This window comes from Streptomyces sp. NPDC092952 (assembly GCF_044754785.1).
Classification (GTDB): Bacteria; Actinomycetota; Actinomycetes; order Streptomycetales; family Streptomycetaceae; genus Streptomyces.
Genome location: NZ_JBIVPT010000005.1, coordinates 540,229 through 558,860 on the forward strand (window position 1 = coordinate 540,229; position 18,632 = coordinate 558,860).

18 protein-coding genes are annotated in these 18,632 nt (G+C 72.8%); 10 read left to right on the top strand and 8 right to left on the bottom strand.

Annotation, left to right across the window (positions count from 1 at the left end):
- Positions 1 to 15 precede the first annotated feature (15 nt).
- From ACIQGQ_RS16440 to amaP, 5 genes are read left to right on the top strand one after another with little or no spacing between them, the layout of a single operon-like run.
- Positions 16 to 489: an Asp23/Gls24 family envelope stress response protein gene (locus ACIQGQ_RS16440; RefSeq protein WP_366299717.1), complete on the top strand. Its 474-nt coding sequence runs from the start codon at positions 16 to 18 to the stop codon at positions 487 to 489.
- A 33-nt stretch (positions 490 to 522) separates the two neighbouring features.
- On the top strand, positions 523 to 714 hold the full coding sequence (locus ACIQGQ_RS16445; RefSeq protein WP_366299715.1) for a hypothetical protein: 192 nt from the start codon (positions 523 to 525) through the stop codon (positions 712 to 714).
- A gap of 5 nt (positions 715 to 719) precedes the next feature.
- Positions 720 to 1,073 carry a hypothetical protein gene (locus ACIQGQ_RS16450; protein WP_402396054.1) on the top strand — a complete coding sequence of 118 codons (354 nt, stop codon included), beginning with the start codon at positions 720 to 722 and terminating at the stop codon, positions 1,071 to 1,073.
- Positions 1,070 to 1,753, top strand: coding sequence for a DUF6286 domain-containing protein (locus ACIQGQ_RS16455; protein WP_402395911.1), 684 nt, complete (start codon positions 1,070 to 1,072; stop codon positions 1,751 to 1,753). Before ACIQGQ_RS16450 ends, ACIQGQ_RS16455 begins: the two co-directional genes overlap by 4 nt.
- Before the next feature lie 5 nt (positions 1,754 to 1,758).
- Positions 1,759 to 2,337: an alkaline shock response membrane anchor protein AmaP gene (gene amaP, locus ACIQGQ_RS16460; RefSeq protein WP_402395914.1), complete on the top strand. Its 579-nt coding sequence runs from the start codon at positions 1,759 to 1,761 to the stop codon at positions 2,335 to 2,337.
- A gap of 147 nt (positions 2,338 to 2,484) precedes the next feature.
- Here the strand turns inward: amaP and ACIQGQ_RS16465 are convergent, their stop codons facing one another.
- The 5 genes from ACIQGQ_RS16465 to ACIQGQ_RS16485 form a co-directional block, all read right to left on the bottom strand.
- Positions 2,485 to 3,240, bottom strand: a complete 756-nt coding sequence (locus ACIQGQ_RS16465) for an SDR family oxidoreductase (RefSeq protein WP_402395917.1) — start codon at positions 3,238 to 3,240, stop codon at positions 2,485 to 2,487.
- A 4-nt stretch (positions 3,241 to 3,244) separates the two neighbouring features.
- Positions 3,245 to 5,044, bottom strand: a complete 1,800-nt coding sequence (locus ACIQGQ_RS16470) for a glycoside hydrolase family 15 protein (RefSeq protein ID WP_402395919.1) — start codon at positions 5,042 to 5,044, stop codon at positions 3,245 to 3,247.
- A gap of 116 nt (positions 5,045 to 5,160) precedes the next feature.
- Entirely contained in the window at positions 5,161 to 5,982 is an 822-nt protein-coding gene (locus ACIQGQ_RS16475; protein WP_402395922.1) for an SURF1 family protein, read from the bottom strand.
- Between the two features lie 93 nt (positions 5,983 to 6,075).
- Positions 6,076 to 6,309: a hypothetical protein gene (locus ACIQGQ_RS16480; RefSeq protein ID WP_352280294.1), complete on the bottom strand. Its 234-nt coding sequence runs from the start codon at positions 6,307 to 6,309 to the stop codon at positions 6,076 to 6,078.
- Between the two features lie 63 nt (positions 6,310 to 6,372).
- Positions 6,373 to 7,389, bottom strand: a complete 1,017-nt coding sequence (locus tag ACIQGQ_RS16485) for a DEDDh family exonuclease (protein WP_402395925.1) — start codon at positions 7,387 to 7,389, stop codon at positions 6,373 to 6,375.
- Between the two features lie 135 nt (positions 7,390 to 7,524).
- On the opposite strand from ACIQGQ_RS16485, the gene ACIQGQ_RS16490 reads away from it, so the two are divergent.
- Positions 7,525 to 8,238, top strand: a complete 714-nt coding sequence (locus ACIQGQ_RS16490) for a VIT family protein (RefSeq protein ID WP_402395928.1) — start codon at positions 7,525 to 7,527, stop codon at positions 8,236 to 8,238.
- A gap of 6 nt (positions 8,239 to 8,244) precedes the next feature.
- On the opposite strand, the gene ACIQGQ_RS16495 is transcribed toward ACIQGQ_RS16490, so the two are convergent.
- The gene (locus ACIQGQ_RS16495; RefSeq protein WP_402395931.1) at positions 8,245 to 11,349 is read right to left on the bottom strand and encodes an NACHT domain-containing protein; all 3,105 of its coding nucleotides are present in this window, start codon (positions 11,347 to 11,349) and stop codon (positions 8,245 to 8,247) included.
- 160 nt (positions 11,350 to 11,509) lie between these two features.
- Here ACIQGQ_RS16495 and ACIQGQ_RS16500 point away from each other — a divergent pair, with 160 nt between their 5' ends.
- Together ACIQGQ_RS16500 and ACIQGQ_RS16505 are read left to right on the top strand one after the other, a co-directional pair.
- Positions 11,510 to 12,388: a sterol desaturase family protein gene (locus ACIQGQ_RS16500; protein ID WP_402395933.1), complete on the top strand. Its 879-nt coding sequence runs from the start codon at positions 11,510 to 11,512 to the stop codon at positions 12,386 to 12,388.
- Positions 12,385 to 13,068 (top strand): lysoplasmalogenase, encoded by a 684-nt coding sequence (locus ACIQGQ_RS16505; protein WP_402395935.1) that lies wholly within the window; start codon positions 12,385 to 12,387, stop codon positions 13,066 to 13,068. The genes ACIQGQ_RS16500 and ACIQGQ_RS16505 overlap by 4 nt, the downstream gene beginning before the upstream one ends.
- Here the strand turns inward: ACIQGQ_RS16505 and ACIQGQ_RS16510 are convergent.
- Both ACIQGQ_RS16510 and ACIQGQ_RS16515 read right to left on the bottom strand, forming a co-directional pair.
- Positions 13,058 to 14,473 (bottom strand): CoA transferase, encoded by a 1,416-nt coding sequence (locus ACIQGQ_RS16510; RefSeq protein WP_402395937.1) that lies wholly within the window; start codon positions 14,471 to 14,473, stop codon positions 13,058 to 13,060. The genes ACIQGQ_RS16505 and ACIQGQ_RS16510 overlap by 11 nt on opposite strands.
- A 138-nt stretch (positions 14,474 to 14,611) precedes the next feature.
- On the bottom strand, positions 14,612 to 16,147 hold the full coding sequence (locus ACIQGQ_RS16515) for a S8 family serine peptidase (RefSeq protein WP_366299688.1): 1,536 nt from the start codon (positions 16,145 to 16,147) through the stop codon (positions 14,612 to 14,614).
- Between the two features lie 298 nt (positions 16,148 to 16,445).
- Here ACIQGQ_RS16515 and ACIQGQ_RS16520 point away from each other — a divergent pair, with 298 nt between their 5' ends.
- Both ACIQGQ_RS16520 and ACIQGQ_RS16525 read left to right on the top strand, forming a co-directional pair.
- A complete protein-coding gene (locus tag ACIQGQ_RS16520) occupies positions 16,446 to 16,814 on the top strand; it encodes a DUF485 domain-containing protein (RefSeq protein ID WP_402395940.1) in 369 nt (122 codons plus the stop codon).
- Positions 16,811 to 18,451 carry a cation acetate symporter gene (locus ACIQGQ_RS16525; protein ID WP_402395942.1) on the top strand — a complete coding sequence of 547 codons (1,641 nt, stop codon included), beginning with the start codon at positions 16,811 to 16,813 and terminating at the stop codon, positions 18,449 to 18,451. Before ACIQGQ_RS16520 ends, ACIQGQ_RS16525 begins: the two co-directional genes overlap by 4 nt.
- Positions 18,452 to 18,632 lie beyond the last annotated feature (181 nt).

Genomic DNA, 18,632 nt, shown 5'->3' on the forward strand with positions numbered 1-18,632 from the left:
AAGGGAAACATGGCGATGACCGAAACCACGCAGCGGAACCGGCCCGAGAACCCCGACAAGGAATCGAGCCCGCTCACCAAGCGAGGCCAGGGAGCACCCGCCACCCGCGGCCGTACGACCATCTCCGACGGGGTGGTCGAGAAGATCGCCGGAATGGCGGCCCGCGACGTGGTCGGCGTCCACGCGATGGGCAGCGGCCTCTCCCGGACCTTCGGCGCGATGCGCGACCGGGTACCGGGCGGCGGCAAATCCGTCACCCGGGGTGTCAAGGCGGAGGTCGGCGAGGTCCAGACCGCGCTCGACCTGGAGATCGTCGTCGACTACGGCGTCTCGATCGGCGAGGTCGCCCGTGACGTACGGGAGAACGTGGTCGCCGCCGTCGAGCGGATGACCGGTCTGGAGGTCGTCGAGGTCAACATCGCGGTCAGCGACGTGAAGCTGCCCGACGAACCCGATGACGACGACCAGCCCGAGCCACGTCTTCAGTAGGTCCGGCCGAGCCGCACAGTCGAGGAGCGCACGATGAGCATGGCGGTAGTCGGCATGGTGGCCGGCATGGCGCTCGGATTCGCCGGGTACTTCGGCGGATTCGGGGCCTTCCTGCTGGTGGCGGCCCTGGGAGCGGTCGGCTTCGTCGCCGGCCGCCTCCTGGAGGGCGATCTGGAGCCCGGTGACTTCTTCCGGAGTCGCGACCGCGACGACCGACGGCGGTGACGGCCGTGCCGGAGGCGGGCGCCCGGATCGCCGCGGGGGAGCGGGGCGAGACCCGGATCGCCGACCGGGTGATCGCGAAGCTCGCCGCGCAGGCGGCGAAGGAGGCGGTCGGCCGGCCGCCCGAGGGATGCGCCGCACCCCGTGCCACGGTCACCGTGCACCGGGACACCGCCCGCGTCCGGGTGAGCCTGGAGCTCGGCTACCCCTGCGACATCGGCCCCCGGTGCGGCGCGGTGCGGCGCCGGGTCGTCGAACGGGTGGAGGCCCTGGCGGGAATGGACGTGCCCGAGGTGGCCGTACAGGTCGAACGGCTGCATCCGACCGGAGCGGGCGCCGCGGCACGGGGGTGGATCCGGTGACCGGACCCGAAGCGCCCGGGCACGGCACACCGTCCCCCGACGCGGCCGGAACCGGGCGGGGCGAGGTCCTCCAGCTCGACCGGTCCTCCTCGTCCACCGCCCGTGAACCGGCCCCCGCGCGACGGGCGGCGGGCGGCCGGGCCGGCCGCTTCTGGTCGCCGCGCCGCATCCCCGCGGCGCTCCTCGCGCTCGTGGTCCTCGGCGGAAGCGGGCTGCTGCTCTACGACGTGGCGTCGGTACGGGCCGGCCGCCCCGCGATGCGGTGGCGCCGCGTCCTCGCCGACCAGTTGGCCGAGCGTCCGCTCGCCGATACCTGGCTGCTCGGTGCCGCCGCCCTCGCCGTGCTGATCGGTCTGTGGCTGCTCCTGCTGGCCGCCACCCCCGGCCTGCGCGCCCTGCTGCCGATGCGCCGCGACCGCCCCGGCGTCCGGGCCGCCCTCGACCGCTCCGCCGCCGCCCTGGTGCTGCGCGACCGGGCCGTCGAGATCGCCGGGGTGCAGTCGGTGCGGGTCCGGATGGGCCGGCGCCGGGCGGCGGTGCACGCCGTGTCGCACTTCCGCGCACTCGACGACGTACGGGCCGATCTGGAGGCCGTGCTCCGGACCGGCGTCACGGAGCTGGGGCTGGCCGGGCCGTCGAGCCTGACCGTGCGGGTGCGCCGACCGGCGAAGAAGGGGTGACGTCGATGCTCAGGACCGTCAACCGGGTGCTGCTCGGGCTGGCCGGCCTGGTGCTGGTCTGCGGCGGGGGCGCGGTCCTCGCCGCCGGGACCGGACTCGCCGTACCGTCCTGGTGGCCCTGGCGGGGCAAGGGCGACGTGCTGCTCTCCGTGGCCGACCGGAACCGCTGGCGCGGGGAGGGCTGGTGGTGGCCCACGGTCATCGCCGTCCTCGCCGTCGTGGTCGTCCTCGCCCTGTGGTGGCTGCTGGCCCAGGCGCGCCGCGCCCGCCTCGCCGAGGTGCTGGTGGACAGCGGCGACGGCGAGGGGGCGCTGCTGCGCGGCCGGGCCCTGGAGGGGGCGGTCGCCGCAGAGGCGGGGGCGCTGGAGGGGGTGGCCCACGCCCAGGTCGCGCTGACCGGCAGGCGGTCCGCGCCACGGGCCCGGATCGCCCTGCTGATGGAGCCGCACGCGGCCCCGGACGAGGTGCTCGGCCGCTTCACCGACGAGACGCTGGCCCACGCCCGCGACTCGGCGGGACTGGCCGAGCTGCCGGCCGAGGTGCGGCTGAGGGCGGTCGGACACCGCGCCGAGCGGGTGAGCTGACCATCCCCGGCACGCGGGCGGTGGCTCAGAGCCTGTCGGGCGGCCTCTGACCTGGCGGACGCGGCCTGGCACGCGCGATCCCGGCGCCTTGGAATCGCACGCACCAGACCGCGTCCGCCCATCGGTCGAAGGTCACCCGACAGGCTCTCAGAAGCCGTGCCGGGAGCCGCCGTCGACCGGCAGCATGATGCCGGTTAGGTACGAGGCCGCGGGCGACAGCAGGAACGCCGCGGTCCGGCCGAACTCCTCCGGGGTGCCGTACCGGCGCAGCGGAATCCGCGCCGAGTTGGCCGCCCGGGCCGCCTCCGCGTCGCCCGACAGGGCGTCCAGCTCCCGCACCCGGTCCGTGTCGATCCGGGCCGGGAGCACGCCCACCACCCGGATGCCCCGGGGACCCAGCTCGTCGGCGAGCGACTTGGCGAAACCGGCGAGACCGGGGCGGAGCCCGTTGGAGATGGTGAGCCCGGCGATCGGCTCGTACACGGAACCGGAGAGCACGAAGCCGATCACCCCGCCCTCGCCGAGCACCGCCGCCGCGGCCCTGGCGAGCCGCACCGCCCCCAGGAACACCGACTCGAAGGCCGACTGCCACTGCTCGTCGGTGTTGTCGGCGACGAACCCGGGGGCCGGGCCGCCGACGCTGATCAGAATGCCGTCCAGCCGGCCGAACCGCTCGTGTGCCGCCTCCACCAGGCGTCGCGCGGAGTCGGGGTCGGCGTTGTCGGCGGCCAGCCCCACCGCGTCCGGCCCCAGCTCGGCGGCGGCCTCCTCGGCGCGTCCCGCGTCACGGCCGGTGACGATCACCTTCGCGCCGTCGGCGGCGAGCACCCGCGCCGTGGCGTTGCCCAGCCCCCGGGTCGCTCCGGTGACGATGTACACACGGTCCTTCAGTCCAAGATCCATGCCCCTATCCTGCCGCGTCCGGCTCCAGGGTGTCCTCACCGGCCAGCGCCATGGCGGTGCCGACCAGACCGATGTGGCTGAACGCCTGCGGGAAGTTGCCGAGCTGGCGGCGGGCGGCGGTGTCGTACTCCTCGGCGAGCAGCCCCACGTCGTTGCGGAGCTCCAGCAACTGCTCGAAGAGTTCCTCGGCCTCCGCCTTCCGCCCGGTCATGACCAGCGCGTCGGCCAGCCAGAACGAGCAGGCCAGGAAGGCTCCTTCGCTGCCGGGCAGCCCGTCGATCGAGGCGCCGTCGGTGCTGTAGCGGCGCAACAGGCAGCCGCGGCCCAGCTCGGCCCGGACCGCGTCGACCGTCCCGGCCAGCCGGGGGTCGTCCGGCGGCAGGAATCCGGAACGGGCGATCAGCAGGGTCGCGGCGTCCAGGTTCCGGGAGCCGTAGGACTGGGTGAAGGTGTTGCGCACCGGGTCGTACCCCTTCTCGCACACCTCCCGGTGCACCGCGTCCCGCATGGTCCGCCACCGGTCGGCGTCACCGGACAGCGAGGGATCGCCCTCCAGGGTGCGTACGGCGCGGTCGGCGGCGACCCAGGCCATCACCTTGGAGTGCACGAAGTGCCGGCGCTGGCCGCGGATCTCCCACAGCCCCTCGTCCGGTTCGCGCCAGGTCGACTCCAGGAAGCCGAGCAGACTGAGCTGGAGGTTCCAGGCGTGCGGCTTGTCGTCCAGACCCGCCTCGCGGGCGAGCCGCAGCGAGTCGATGACCTCCCCGTACACGTCGAGCTGGCGCTGGCGGACCGCCGCGTTGCCGATCCGGACCGGGGCGGAGTTCTCGTAGCCCGCCAGCCACGGCAGCTCCGCCTCGGGGAGCCGGCGCTCGCCCGCGAGCCCGTACATGATCTGGAGGTCGGCCGGGTCCCCGGCGACCGCCCGCAGCAGCCAGTCCCGCCAGGCGGCGGCCTCCTCCAGGTAGCCGGCCGAGAGGAGGGCGCCCAGGGTCAGGGTGGAGTCCCGCAGCCAGCAGAAGCGGTAGTCCCAGTTCCGTACGCCGCCGATCTCCTCCGGCAGCGAGGTGGTGGGCGCCGCCACGATGCCGCCGGTCGGGCCGAAGGTCAGCGCCTTCAGCGTGATCAGCGAGCGGATCACCGCCTCCCGGTAGGGGCCCCGGTACCTGCACCGCGCCGACCACTGGGTCCAGTCCGACAGCGTCGTCTCCAGCGCCTCGTACGGGTCGACCAGCTCGGGGCGGGGCGAGTGCGAGGGGTGCCAGGTCAGGACGAACGCCACCTTCTCGCCCGCCGCGACGGTGAACGACGAACAGGTGGAGAACTGCTGGCCCCAGGTCTTGACCGGCGGTTCGCTCCGCAGCCAGGCGGAGTCCGGTCCGGCGACCGCCACCCGGTGCCCCTTCGAGCGGCGCATCCACGGCACCACCGAGCCGAAGTCGAAGCGCAGCCGGATCACCGAACCCATCTCGACGGTGCCGCTGACGCCCTCGACGATCCGCATCACCTCGGGTTCCCTGTCCCGGTGCGGCATGAAGTCGATGACCTTGACGGTGCCGGTGCGGGTCTCCCAGAAGGTCTCCAGGACCAGGGACTCACCCGCGTAGCCGCGCCGGGTGCAGACCTCCGCGCCGCGCGGGGCGATCCGCCAGTGGCCGTTCTCCTCGTCGCCGAGCAGCGCGGCGAAGCAGGCACCCGAATCGAAGCGGGGCAGGCACAACCAGTCGACAGAACCGTTTCTGCCGACCAGGGCGGCCGTCTGGAGATCGCCGATGAGGGCGTAGTCCTCGATGAGTGGGGTCACGTACTGCCGTGTTCCCGGCGCCGCGCCCGGTTAAGCAGACCCGGACGGCAGGGGTCACCCGGCCGGGACGCCGTGCCCGGCATCCGGCGGACACCACCGGCGCGGCGGGCCGGACCTCAGGCCGTGGCGGGTTCCGGCTTCTCCGGCGACTCCGGCTCGACGGGGTGCTCCCCGGCGGCCTCCTTCGCCGCGGCCTCCAGCCGGTCGCGCTTCTCGCGGCGGGCCAGGACCACGTAACCGACCGGGACACCGGCGGCGAAGAGCCACCACTGCACGGCGTACGCCATGTGCGGACCGATCGAGCCGTCGTCCGGCGCCTCGATCAGCTCCGGGAGGCCGCCGAGGGGCTCGGGTGCGGTGAGCTCGATGTAGCCGCCGAACACCGGCCGGGAGATCCGCTCGGCCTCCTGGGCGCTGTTGATCAGCATCACCTGACGGTCCGGAAGGTCGGAGATGTCCTTGATGCCGCTGGCACTGGTCGTCTCGTCGGCCTTGAGCCGTCCGGTGATCCGCACCTCGCCCTCGGGGACGAGCGGGACGTCGGGGAAGGCGCTCTGGCTGTCGGCGGAAGGCACCCAGCCGCGGTTGACCAGGACGGTGCCGCCGCCCTTGAGGTCGAAGGGGATCAGCACATGGACGCCGATCCGGCCGTCGGCCGCGGTCCGGCGGCGCACCACCACCTCGTGCTCGCTGTCGTACGTACCGGTGGCCGTCACCGTCCGCCAGTAGTCGGAGCGCGGGACGGTGTGACCCGGGGAGGTGAGCGAGGCGACCGGGACCGGCTTCGCCTTCAGGTTGCGGGAGATCAGGGCGTTCTGCGCGACCTTGTGCTCGTGCCGGTGCAACTGCCAGAAGCCCAGCTCGACCATCGTGGGAATCAGGACGAGGACGAGCAGGGCGAGAGCCAGCCACTGCCGGGTCAACAGGAAGCGGTACACCCCACGACCGTACAACCGCGTCGTGGGGCGCCGTGCGCAGGGGTGGGGGAAGCGGGCGCGGGGCGGGAGGGGCGCCGCTCGGACCTTGTCGGTTCAGACCTTGTCGATGATGCCCACCTGCCCCTCGGCGCGGGAGCAGTGACCCCCGCAGAACCAGTGCCCGTCGACCTCGACGCCCTGGCCGATGATCTGGACCCGGCAGTGCTCGCAGATGGGCGCCATCCGGTGAATGGCGCAGGAGAAGCAGTCGAAGACGTGCACCGCGCCCTGCGCGTGCACCTCGAAGGACATGCCGTAGTCGTTTCCGCAAACCTCACAACGTGCCATGCGCCACAGGGTGGGACGGGAGGACGGCGACGGGCGAGCGGCGGGCGGGCGAGTCGCGCCGGTTCACTCCGATGACGGCGCGGCCGCCGACGGCGGAGCGGCCGGCCGGCCCGACGCCGGGGCCACGTCGCGCAACAGGTGGGTGAAGGCGCTCTCGTCCAGGATCGGGGTGCCGAACGACTTGGCCTTGACCGTCTTCGACGTCGCCGCGTCCGGGTCGTTGGTGACCAGCAGGCTGGTCAGCCGGGAGACGCTCGTCGCCACATGCAGCCCGGCCTCCACGGCCCGGTCCTCCAGCAGCTCGCGGTCTATCGAGGTGTCACCGGAGAACGCCACCCGCATGCCCTGCATCAGCGGCTTCTCCTTCTCGTACCGCCCGGGGTTGGGGTACGGGCACGGCGGGCGCTTGCGCGAGGTGCGCCAGCTGCCGTGACCGTACGAGGACTGGTAGCCCACCCTCGGGGTGACCGGCGACTCCGACCACTCGGTCAGCGGCCGGCACTCCAGCAGCGGCAGCCGCACCCCGTCCCGCGCCGCCGCGTGCAGACTCGGCCGGAACGCCTCGGCCAGCACCCGGGCGTCGTCCAGCGCGTGGTGGGCGCGCTGCTGCACGACACCGAAATGCGCGGCGAGCGACTCCAGCTTGTGGTTGGGCAGCGGCAGCCGCAGCTCCTTGGCGAGCGCGATCGTGCACAGCCGCTGCTCGACGGGGGCGACGACCGAGGCCCGCGCGTACTCCCGGGCCAGCATCGACCAGTCGAACGCCGCGTTGTGCGCGACGAGCACCCGCCCGGCGAGCCGCTCCGAGAGCTGTGCGGCGATCTCCGGGAAGAGCGGAGCGCCCTCCAGCACGTCGCTGGTCAGCCCGTGGATCCAGACCGGGCCGGGATCACGCTCGGGGTTGACCAGGGTGTACCAGTGGTCCTCGACATCGCCCTGCGCGTCCAGACGGTAGACGGCGGCGGACACTATCCGGTCGTCCCGGGCGAGTCCGGTGGTCTCCACGTCGACGACCGCGTACCCCTGCGGGTAGGCGGTCGGCCACGGTGCTGCGGTCTGGCGGTCGTCGAGCATGGTCACAGAGAATACGGGCCGCCACTGACAGTCTCCTATTCGGGAACGGCCGGACCCGGCGGCCGCCCCGCCGCGCGACACCCCGCGGGGCGACCGGGCCGGTACCCCCCGACGCGCCGCCCGGGGTGAGACCATCCCCGGGTGACGGATACCCGGGGACACCACGAACCGCACGGCAACGGACTCGGCGCACGGCTGAACTGGCTGCGCGCCGCGGTCCTCGGCGCCAACGACGGTGTGGTCTCCACCGCTGGCCTGGTGGTCGGCGTCGCCGGTGCCACCGGCGACCGGGGCGCCCTCCTCACGGCGGGCCTGGCCGGACTGCTGGCCGGCTCCATGTCGATGGCCGCGGGGGAGTACGTCTCGGTCTCCACCCAGCGGGACTCGGAGCAGGCCGCCCTCGCGACGGAGAAACGCGAGCTCAAGGAGACCCCGGAGGCGGAACTCGAAGAGCTGACCGGCCTCCTGCAGGGCAAGGGGCTGAGCCACGACATCGCCCGCGAGGCCGCCGTCCAGCTCACCGAACGCGACGCGCTGCGCGCCCACGCGGAGGTCGAACTCGGCATCGACCCGGACGAGCTGACGAACCCCTGGCACGCGGCGGGCGCCAGCTTCCTCGCCTTCACGGTCGGTGCCCTGCTGCCCCTCCTCGCGATCGTGCTCCCGCCGTCAACGTTGCGCCTCCCGGTGACCGTGGTCTCGGTGCTGGCGGCCCTGGCGTTCACCGGCTGGTGGAGCGCCCGCCTCGGGGAGGCCCGGATCGGCCCGGCGGTGCTGCGGAACATGGCGGGGGGCGCGGTGGCGATGGCGGTCACCTACGCGGCGGGGGAGTTGCTGGGGGCGGTGGGGGTGTGAGTCCCGTCAGGCGAGGCGCACGATGCGCTCGGGCGGGAAGCGGTCGGTGCCGGTGACCCGGGTGTCGCCCAGCAGTGTGAGAGTGATGTGCTCGGCATCGGCCAGCGGGCTCAGATCGATCGGGGAAGCGTCCTGGGCGCAGTGACTCAGCCGGAGCGAGCTGAGGCCGGGCAGTTCGCGCAGTGGAGTCAGATCGGCGACGCCGCCGCAGCGGAACAGGAAGAGCCGTTGCAGACCGGTGAGGGTGAGAATCAGCCGGGGGTCGAAGTGATCCACCTCGTGCACTCCCAGCCCCGTGAGCGTGGCGAGGGACGGCTGCCTCTCCAGTTGGTGGAGTTGGGTCCGGCCCCCGATCGTGAGCGAGTCCAGATGCGGCCAGCGCTCGATGCCGTCGAGACTCAGGTACCGGGCCTGGCGGGAGAATCCGAGGTTGACGAGTTGAGGCCCGAGAGGCAGTTCGCCCGCGCTCTCGACGAGCAGAGGATGCTGGGCCGTGAAGTCCTCGAGTCCCGTCATGTCGCGCAGTGGCTGGAGTGACACATCGGAGTCGATCTCGTGCAGCAGGAGGCTTCTCAACCCGGGGCCGGCCAGCGGGCCCAGGTCCTTCACCTGCGAACAGAGGCTGAGCCCAACGTCGGTCAGTGAGGGAATGGAGGCCAGGACAGAGAGGTCGGTCAGCGCATCGTTGGCGTACAGGAAGAGCGCTTCCGGGGCGTCCAGTCGGAGGAGGGGGGTGAGATCGGCATGGTCGCCGCTCACGTGTACCCGCCGGGCGCGGCGCGTGTGATGCAGTGCGTCGAGCTGATCGGCTCTGCGCACGTACAGGTACGACGTGGTCCAGGAACCGGCGGAGAGTACCTCCCTGGCGTATTCCTCGGCTGGGAAGGCCCCCCAGCCCTCCGTGAGCTGGCGGGAGACCTCGGGCCGTTCGTCCTCCTTGAATCCGGCCGCCACCTCGAACGCGGCATCTCCTCCGACCAGTGACGCCGTCCGCACGATCGCGGCGGCGGTGCCCGCGCTCAGGGTGCCGGGCTTCGGCAGCAGGTCCAGGACCAGCTCACCCGCCTTGGCGAGTTCGTCGGCGTCCCCGGGGGCCAGGGGCGGCAGCAACTTCTCCGTCCGCGCCTGGACCTCGGAGCGCACAGCGGGATGCAACTCCGGTGCGTGGTCCAGGCTCGCCGCCGCCAGTAGCACCAGACGGTGCCGCTGTTCCGGCTCCTCCTCGGAGCGGTGCAACAACTTGCTCAGAAGCAGGGTTCGTTCGTCCATCCGGGCGTGGCCCACCGCCATCTGGATCACGTCGTGCCACTGGTCGTCGTGTCCGTGCTTCACCAGTACGCCGAAGTCGCGGGCCTCCACCGCCGCCCTGGCGCCCAGGTAGTCCTGGAACGTCCGGTGCACGAACCCCACCGCGCCCGGTGCCGGTTCGCGCAACAGGCCGCTCCGGATGAGGAGATGGGCGAAGACCGCCCCGGCGCCGCCCCGTACCTGGGGCATGGCCGTCAGCCACTCGCCCACCATCTCCTGGGCCTCGGTGCGGTCGGCCTCGGCCTGGCCGTTGCGGATCAGCCAGTACGCGAGGCGTTGCAGCAGCGCCGTCTGCTCCTCGCGGGTCAGGTCGACGCCCTCGACCCCGGCGATGTCCCGCTCGGTGTCCCGGCGGACCAGCAGCATGTCCAGGGCGGCGTCGTACAACTCCTTCCGGGCTCGCGGGAGTTGCATCCGCCGGTCCCGGTTCAGCGCGCACAGCAGGGCGCACATCAGCGGGTTCGTCGCGAGCCGTGCCAGGTCGCGGCGCGTGCCCACCGCGCGCCGCAGCGAGGCCTCGTACACATCGAGCTGCTCGCGCTCCTCCGGGGAGGGGCACTCCGTGCGGGCCGCCGCGTGCCAGTGCTCGACGAACAGGCGGATGTCCTCCCGGCTCATCGGCAGCAGCGCGTGCGGCTCGAAACCGAGACCCGGACCGGACAGCCAGCTCTCCGGCACCGCCGACGGCCGGGTCGTCACCACGTACCGGGCCTCCGGGTACGCCGTGATCAGGTCCTTCAGCCACTTCTCGGTGCGCCGCCGCTGCCGCATCGGGACCTCGTCCACCCCGTCGACCAGGACCAGTGCCCGGCCCTCGGTCAGCAGCCGGTCGGCCCACCCGGCGGGCGCCGCGCCGTGCAGCGGGACCCCGGTCGCGCGCAGGAAATCGTCCGGTACGGGCAGCGCATCGTCCGAGGTGAACGCGCGCAGCCGCAGGACGAAGGGCACGCAGCGGTTCCACTCCGCCAGGGCGGGGCCGAACGTGCGGCGGGCGGCGTTCACCGCCAGCCACTGCACCAGGGTGCTCTTGCCCGAACCGGCCGGGCCCCGCAGCAGCAGCCGGTCCGTCCCGGCGAGGGCCTGCTCCACGGAGACCGTCACCGCGACCGGGTGGTCCAGCCCGTCGTGGTGCCGGACGGCACCCCCGCTCACCGTCAGACTGATGTAGGCCGTCTCCAGCGGCCACTCGGCGGCGGTCCGCCCGAGCGTCAGCCCGAACAGCCCCATCCGGCCGTGCGACGTGGCCATGAACCGCGCGTACCGCTGCTCGAACTCCAGCGCGGCGGCGTCCGGGCGCGGGCCGACCCGGTCCCGTACGTCCGCGACCAGCTCCCGCGTCCGGGCCGTCGCGCGGGTCTGCTCCACCGCCGCGCGCGCCAGGAAGGACGGGTCGGCGGTCAGCTGCTCCACCAGATGCGCGCAGCACCGGACGAGCAGCTCCCCGTACAGCCCGGCCGCCCGCTCCGACAGGCCCGCGTCGGGCGGCGGCAGTTCGGCGGCCAGCCGTTCCGGATCGAGGTCCACGGCGAACAGCCGCTCCGGCGTCGGCCCGCCCGCCGCCGCGAAGGCGTCCCGTACCGCGTCCACCGCCGCCAGCCGTTCGTGCTCCGGCAGCCCGGCGTACGACTCCGCCAGCCGGTCGCCGAGGACCCGGGCCAGCCGGTCCGGGGCCGCCGGGCGGGGGAGCGGGCGCACCGGGTCCGGGACGAGCCCCGCGCCCGGCTTCTTCACGAGCAGCGACCTGGCCACCGTGGAAGCGACCGTCGTCGCCAGCCGGAGCAGGGCAACTTCCAGACCGGACAAGCGCGTTCCCTCCCCCGCCGGACACCCTGACGGAGGGATCGTACGACGCGTGGGCGGCCCTTCTTGGCGGAAGCCTCCAAAGACTGCTGACAGCTTGTCTCGCATACTTGTTGGTAACCACCTCTAGTCCCCGGCCGACCTGCGGCTCTACGGTGCAGGCATGCCGCCGAACCTGCCCGATGTCGTGCTCTGGTCCATACCGGCCTTCGTCCTGCTCACCGTCCTGGAAATGGCCCTGCACCACTTCCACCCGGACGAGGAGACCGCCGGGTACGAGGCGAAGGACACCGTCACCAGCATCACCATGGGGCTGGGCAGTCTCGTTTTCGACCTGCTGTGGAAAGTCCCCATCGTCGCGATCTACACGGCGGTCTACGAACTGACCCCGCTCCGCGTACCCGTGCTGTGGTGGACGATCCTGCTGATGCTGCTCGCGCAGGACTTCTTCTACTACTGGTCGCACCGCGGACACCATGTGATCCGTATCCTCTGGGCCTGCCACGTGGTCCACCACTCCAGCCGGAAGTTCAACCTCTCCACCGCGCTGCGCCAGCCCTGGACCTCGCTGACCGTCTGGCCGTTCTACCTGCCGATGATCGCGTGCGGGGTCCATCCGGCGGCGCTCGCCTTCTGCTCCTCGGCCAATCTCGTCTACCAGTTCTGGGTGCACACCGAACGCGTCGACAAGCTGCCCCGGCCTTTCGAGTACGTACTGAACACGCCGTCCCACCACCGGGTGCACCACGCCTCGCAGGGCGGCTACCTGGACCGGAACTTCGGCGGCATCCTGATCGTCTGGGACCGGCTCTTCGGCTCGTTCACCGCCGAGACCGAGCGGCCCGTCTTCGGCCTCACCAAGAACATCGGGACCTTCAACCCGCTCCGGGTCGCCACCCACGAGTACGCCGCGATCGCCCGTGACGTGCGGGCGGCGGGCAGCTGGGGCGAGCGGGCCGGACGGGTCTTCCGGGGCCCCGGCTGGCAGCCGGCCACCGCCACCGCTCGTACCGCCCCCGCCCCCGAGGAGACCGCCGGATGACCACCGACACCGCCCCCGACCTGCGGGAGCGTCTGGTACGCCCGCTGCTCGTCGCCTTCCTGGTGGCCTCGGCCGTCGACCTCGTCGGGGTGCTCGCCGACCTCCCGGCCGCGCACCAGACGGCCAAGCCGCTGCTGATGCCGCTGCTGGCCGGGTACGCCGTCGCCCGGCGCGGGCCCCGGCTGCTCGTCGCCGCGCTGCTGTTCGGCTGGGGCGGCGACACCTTCCTGCTGTTCGACTCGGACCTCGGCTTCCTCGTGGGGATGGGCTCCTTCGCCGTGGGCCACGTCTGCTACCTGTGGCTGTTCGGGCGGGCCCGCTCCTCGGTGCCGGTCGGGGCCGGGTACGCGGTCGTCCTGGCCACCGTCGTCGCACTGCTGTGGAGCGGGCTGCCGGAAGGGCTGCGTGTTCCGATGACCTGCTACAGCCTGCTGCTCGCGGCGATGGCCTACCGGGCGGGCACGCTCGGCCGGTACGCGGCCGTCGGCGGTGCGCTCTTCCTGCTCTCCGACACGCTGATCGCCACCGGCATCGCCGACTGGCCGCAGCTGCCCGCCCCCGGTTTCTGGGTCATGTCCACCTACCTCGCGGCCCAGTTCCTGCTGACCGTCGGGGTGCTGGGCGCCCGGCCGGCGGCCGGGCGCACGGCGGAGGGGACGGCGGAGCCCGTCAGCCCGTGAGCCAGTCGGCGGTGTCGGCCCCGAGGCGGCCGGGCGGCCGCGACCAGCCGGCGGGGCCGCCCTCGAACGCGACCGGTGACACCGCGTGCCGCAGCCGGCCCAGCGGACTGCCGGTCTCCGTCAGCCACCGCTCCGGCTCGTAGGCGGCCCCCGTGCCCTCCCGGGCGGCCGGGGCGGGCAGTTCGCCGAGCAGCCAGCCGGCGGTACGGGCCAGCGAGAGCGTCACCAGCCGGGAGCCGCCCGTGTCGTGCTGCTCGGTCAGCGCCCGCAGCACGGCGGCGGCCAGCAGGTAGCCGGTGCCGTGGTCGAGCGCCTGGGCGGGCAGCGCGCCCGGCCGCTCCCCGTCCCCCGCCTCCACCGCCGCGATGCCGGTGGCCACCTGGACGAGGCTGTCGAAGCCGCGCCGTCCCGCCCACGGGCCGGCCGTCCCCCAGGCGGAGAGCCGCGCGACCACCACGCCCGGTCGGCGCGCGGCCAGTTCACCGGGCGTCAGCCCGAACCGGTCCAGCGCCCCGGGCCGGTAGCCGGTGACCACCACGTCCGCCCCGGACAGCAGCCGGTCGAGGGCGGCGGCCCCCGCCGGTGCGGCCAGGTCCAGCTCCACCGACCGCTTCCCGAACCCGGTGTCGGCGTGCGCGTCCGGGCTCTCCGGGAAACGCGGCGGGTCGATCCGCAGCACGTCCGCGCCGAGCAGCGCGAGGGTACGGGTGGCGACCGGCCCCGCGAGCACCCGGCTGAGGTCGAGGACCCGCACCCCGGCGGCGGGCAGCAGCGGATCGCCGGTGAGCGCCGCCGCCCCGCGCGCCGGTGCGTCGTCGAGCCGCTCCCGGCCCACCAGCCCGGTGGCCGCGACCGAGGCGCCCTGCGGACCGGCTGCCCACTGCCCGGGGGTACGGGCGGCCACGGCGAGACCGCCCGCCGCGTACACCGTCCGCTCGATCTCCTCGCCCCGGCGCCCCGCGAACGACGCGGCGACGGCCTCCACCGCGAGCCCGTCCGGGGCGTCCGGCGCCAGCCCCAGGGTGCCGAGCAGCCGGGACCGGTGGTGCGGGTAGTTGGCGTGGGTGCGGACCCAGCCGTCGGCGCAGGGCCAGAACCGGGACAGCGGGGCGAAGGAGACCGGCGCGCGCCCGTCGATCCGCAGATGGCGTTCGCTGACGAACGCCGTGGCCACCGCGGCCTCGTCGACCACGACCCGGCCCACCGGACGCCCGGTGCGGCGCGCGGCCAGTTCGGCGGCGGCCAGGGAGCACACCGCGACGGCGGACCGGGCCAGCTCCCGCACCGGCAGCCGGGACGGCAGCAGCCCCTCGGGGCCGTCCGTCCCGACCCGTTCGAGCAGCGCGGGATCACCGCCGAGCGCCGTCCACGCCTGCTCCGTACCGGACTTCCGTGTCATCACCATCCGGTCACTATGGCACTGGGTGCCATCTCGGGGAAGTGCCCCCGGCCGGGACGGCGGACGGCGGTAGGGAGGCCGGAAACGACTGCGGGAGGGACCGGCCGCATGCTCCGGTCCCTCCCGCCGCGTCAGGGCGTACCGCTACCAGCGGACCGCGTTCAGCGCGTTCACCACACCGGCACCGTAGAAGCCGTTCTTCTTCTTGCCGCCCTCGCAGACGGCGTCGATCGTGCCGTCGCCGTCGATGTCGTACGGGGCACCGCACTCGGTGGCGTCCGCCTCTGCGAGCAGCAGCGCCTTCACCGCGGCGGCCGAGGCGTGCGGGTGCGTCGACTTGATGAGGGCCGCGACCCCCGCGACGTGCGGCGAGGCCATCGACGTACCGGCCTTGTAGCCGTACTGCCCGTTGGGCAGCGTGGAGAGGATCAGGCCGCTGGTGGCCGGCGGGGCGGGCGTCTGGTAGACCGTCGAGTCACCGCCCGGGGCCGACACGTCGATGACGCCGTTCCCGTAGTTCGAGTACGAGGCCTTCAGGCCCTTGGCGCCGGTCGCGGAGACCGTCACGACACCCGGCAGCTGCGCGGGGATGTCCAGGCACTCGGACGGGTCGATCGTCCGGGAACCGGGCGTCGAGTCGTTCGGGCTGGTGGTGTCCTCGATCGCGTCGGAGGCCAGGTCGAAGGCGCTGTTGCCGGCCGAGGCGATGTTGACCGCGCCCTTGCGCTCCGCGTACCGGGTGGCCCGTGCGACGGCCTCGACCAGGGCGCCCTGGTCGGCGTCGTTCTTGCAGTTGAACATCCACGGGTCGGTGTAATAGCTGTTGTTCGTGACGTCGATCTTGTGCTCGGCGGCCCACATGAAGCCGCAGACGATCGACTCGGTGTAGAAGAACCCGTCCGGGTTCGCCACCTTGATGGCGGCCAGCTTGACGCCCGGCGCGACGCCCGTGATGCCGATGCCGTTCTTCGCGGCCGCGATGGTCCCGGCGACATGCGTTCCGTGGTTGCTCTCGCCGGCCTTCGGGCGCCAGGCGCCGTCCGAGGTGTCCGCTGCGCCGGAGGCGCAGCTGGCGGACGCCGCCCGGTCGAAGTTCGGGGCCAGGTCCGGATGGGTGTCGTCGACGCCCGTGTCGATGACCGCGACCGTGACCTTGCTGCTGCCCAGCGTCTTCTTGTGCGCCTGGTCCGCCTTGATCGCGGGCATGTCCCACTGCAGGGGTTCCATCGGGTCCTGGTCCGCGGTCGCCCCGGCCGCCGCCGCCTTCGCCTGCGCGGCGGTCAGCGGCTGCTCGGCCCCGGTGTCCGTGGTGGCCTGCGGGACGATCGGGTTGGTGCGGGTGGCCCCCGCGGAGTCGACGCCCTTGACCCGGCGGATCGTCTGCGCGAAGTCCGGGTTCTGCGTGTGGACGACGATGACGCCGATCTTGTCGTAGGAGGCGACGACCGTGCCGCCGGCCTGGGATATCGCCTTCGTCACCTGCTTGACGGTCCCGGGACCGCTTCGCGTGTTGACCACGTAGGAGAGCTTCGGGCCGTCCGTCGACACCGCGGCCGCGGACGGCGCGTCCACGGGGGCGGCGGAGGCGGCGTTCGCGGGCAGGAAGCCGAGCGAGGCCGTGAGCGCCAGTCCGACGGGCAACGTGAGCGCGCGGGTCCGTCTGGAACGCAGATGAGCCATGGGGTCTCCACATCATCCGTACCGGGCGACCGGACGCGGGCGCACCCGGTCGCGTACATGACCAGTGAAGTTATCGCTGATCATGCCCGCTCATCAATGAGTAGGGACGTCCTGATTCGGCCGGACGGGTGTCGAACATCGTGCGGGAGAAGTACGCGGTCCGGTGAACCGCCGCGCCGCGCCCTCCGTGCCGTTCGTCGGGGAAGGCGCGCCGACACCCGTTCCGCCCGCCGCCGGACCCTCCTGTGAGACCCGCCGTCGTCCGACACCACCCGTACCCGCGTCGCGAGGAGATTCCGTGGCTACCGATGCACCGCCGCCCGAGGCCGCCCAGGGGGAGGCCGGCCCCGACCGGCCCACGACCGAGGCGTTCCTCGCGACGCAGGAGAGCGAGGAGTTCGGCGAACTGCGCCGCTCGTACCGCTCGTTCGCCTTCCCGCTGACCATCGCGTTCGTCCTCTGGTACCTGCTCTACGTGCTGCTGTCCAACTACGCGGGCGGCTTCATGGGCACCAAGGTGTTCGGCAACATCAACGTCGCCTTCGTCTTCGGCATCGCCCAGTTCGTCACCACCTTCCTCATCGCCTGGTTCTACTCGCGGCACGCCGCGGCGAAGCTCGACCCCAAGGCCGAGGCGATCAAGTCCCGTATGGAGGCCGACGCATGAGCGCCGCACATCCCTCGCACACCGTCCTCCAGCTCGCCGCCTCCTCGACCACCGAGCACCGGCCGCTGATCATCACGCTCTTCGCCGTCTTCGTCGCCGCCACCCTGGCCATCACGGTCTGGGCCGGCCGCCAGACCCGCAGCGCCGCCGACTTCTACGCGGGCGGCCGCCAGTTCACCGCCTTCCAGAACGGGCTCGCGGTCTCCGGCGACTACATGTCCGCCGCCTCGTTCCTCGGCATCGCCGGGGCCATCGCCCTCTTCGGCTACGACGGCTTCCTCTACTCCATCGGCTTCCTCGTCGCCTGGCTGGTGGCCCTGCTCCTGGTCGCCGAACCGCTGCGCAACTCGGGCCGCTACACGATGGGCGACGTCCTCGCCTACCGGATGCGCCAACGCCCGGTCCGTACCGCCGCCGGCGTCTCCACCATCGTCGTCTCGATCTTCTACCTGCTGGCCCAGATGGCGGGCGCGGGCGTCCTGGTCTCCCTCCTGCTCGGCATCACCAGCGACGCCGGCAAGATCCTCATCGTCTCCCTCGTCGGCGTCCTCATGATCGTCTACGTCACCATCGGCGGCATGAAGGGCACCACCTGGGTGCAGATGGTCAAGGCCGTCCTGCTGATCGCGGGCGCCCTGCTGATGACCTTCCTGGTGCTGCTGAAGTTCGACTTCAACATCTCCGACCTGCTCGGCACCGCCGCCGAGAAGAGCGGCCACGGAGCGGCGTTCCTGGAGCCCGGACTCAAGTACGGCGCCACCGGCACCTCCAAGCTGGACTTCCTCTCCCTGGGCATCGCCCTCGTCCTCGGCACCGCCGGCCTGCCGCACATCCTGATCCGCTTCTACACGGTCCCGACCGCCAAGGCCGCCCGCAAGTCGGTCAACTGGGCCATCGGCATCATCGGCGCCTTCTACCTGATGACCATCGCGCTCGGCTTCGGCGCCGCCGCCCTGATCGGCCCCGACGAGATCAAGGCCAAGAACCCGGCCGGGAACGCCGCCGCCCCGCAGCTCGCCGAATACCTCGGCGGCGTCGGCTCCACCAGCGGCGCCGTCCTGCTCGCCGTGATCTCGGCCGTCGCCTTCGCCACCATCCTCGCCGTCGTCGCCGGCCTCACCCTCGCCTCCTCGTCCTCCTTCGCCCACGACATCTACGCCAACGTCATCCGCAAGGGGAAGGCCACCGAGAAGGAGGAGATGAAGGCCGCCCGCTGGGCCACCGTCCTCATCGGCGCCGTCGCGATCGTCCTCGGCGCCTTCGCCCGCGACATGAACGTCGCCGGACTGGTCGCCCTCGCCTTCGCCGTCGCCGCCTCCGCCAACCTGCCGACCATCCTCTACAGCCTCTTCTGGAAGCGGTTCACCACCCAGGGCGCCCTCTGGTCGATCTACGGCGGCCTCGCCAGCTCGGTGATCCTCGTGCTGTTCTCCCCGGTCGTCTCCGGCAACCCGAAGACCTCGATGTTCAAGGGCGTCGACTTCGCCTGGTTCCCGCTGGAGAACCCCGGCCTTATCTCCATCCCGCTGGGCTTCCTGCTCGGCTGGATCGGCTCCCTGCTCTCCAAGGAGGAGCCCGACCGGGGCAAGTACGCCGAGCTGGAGGTCAAGTCCCTCACCGGCGTCGGAGCGCACTGACCCGGGCCGCGACCTGCGGGAACCCGGCTCCGCGGCCGTGTCGTAGATCCCTACGACACGGCCGCGCCCTCCTCGTGCCAAACGGGCCCCACCCGCGGAGCCGCTCTCGCGTAGGCTCGGAAGGACCGGCCGGAGATACCGGCCGGAGCGGGCGGGGGCCGGTACCCGCGACCGCGAACGG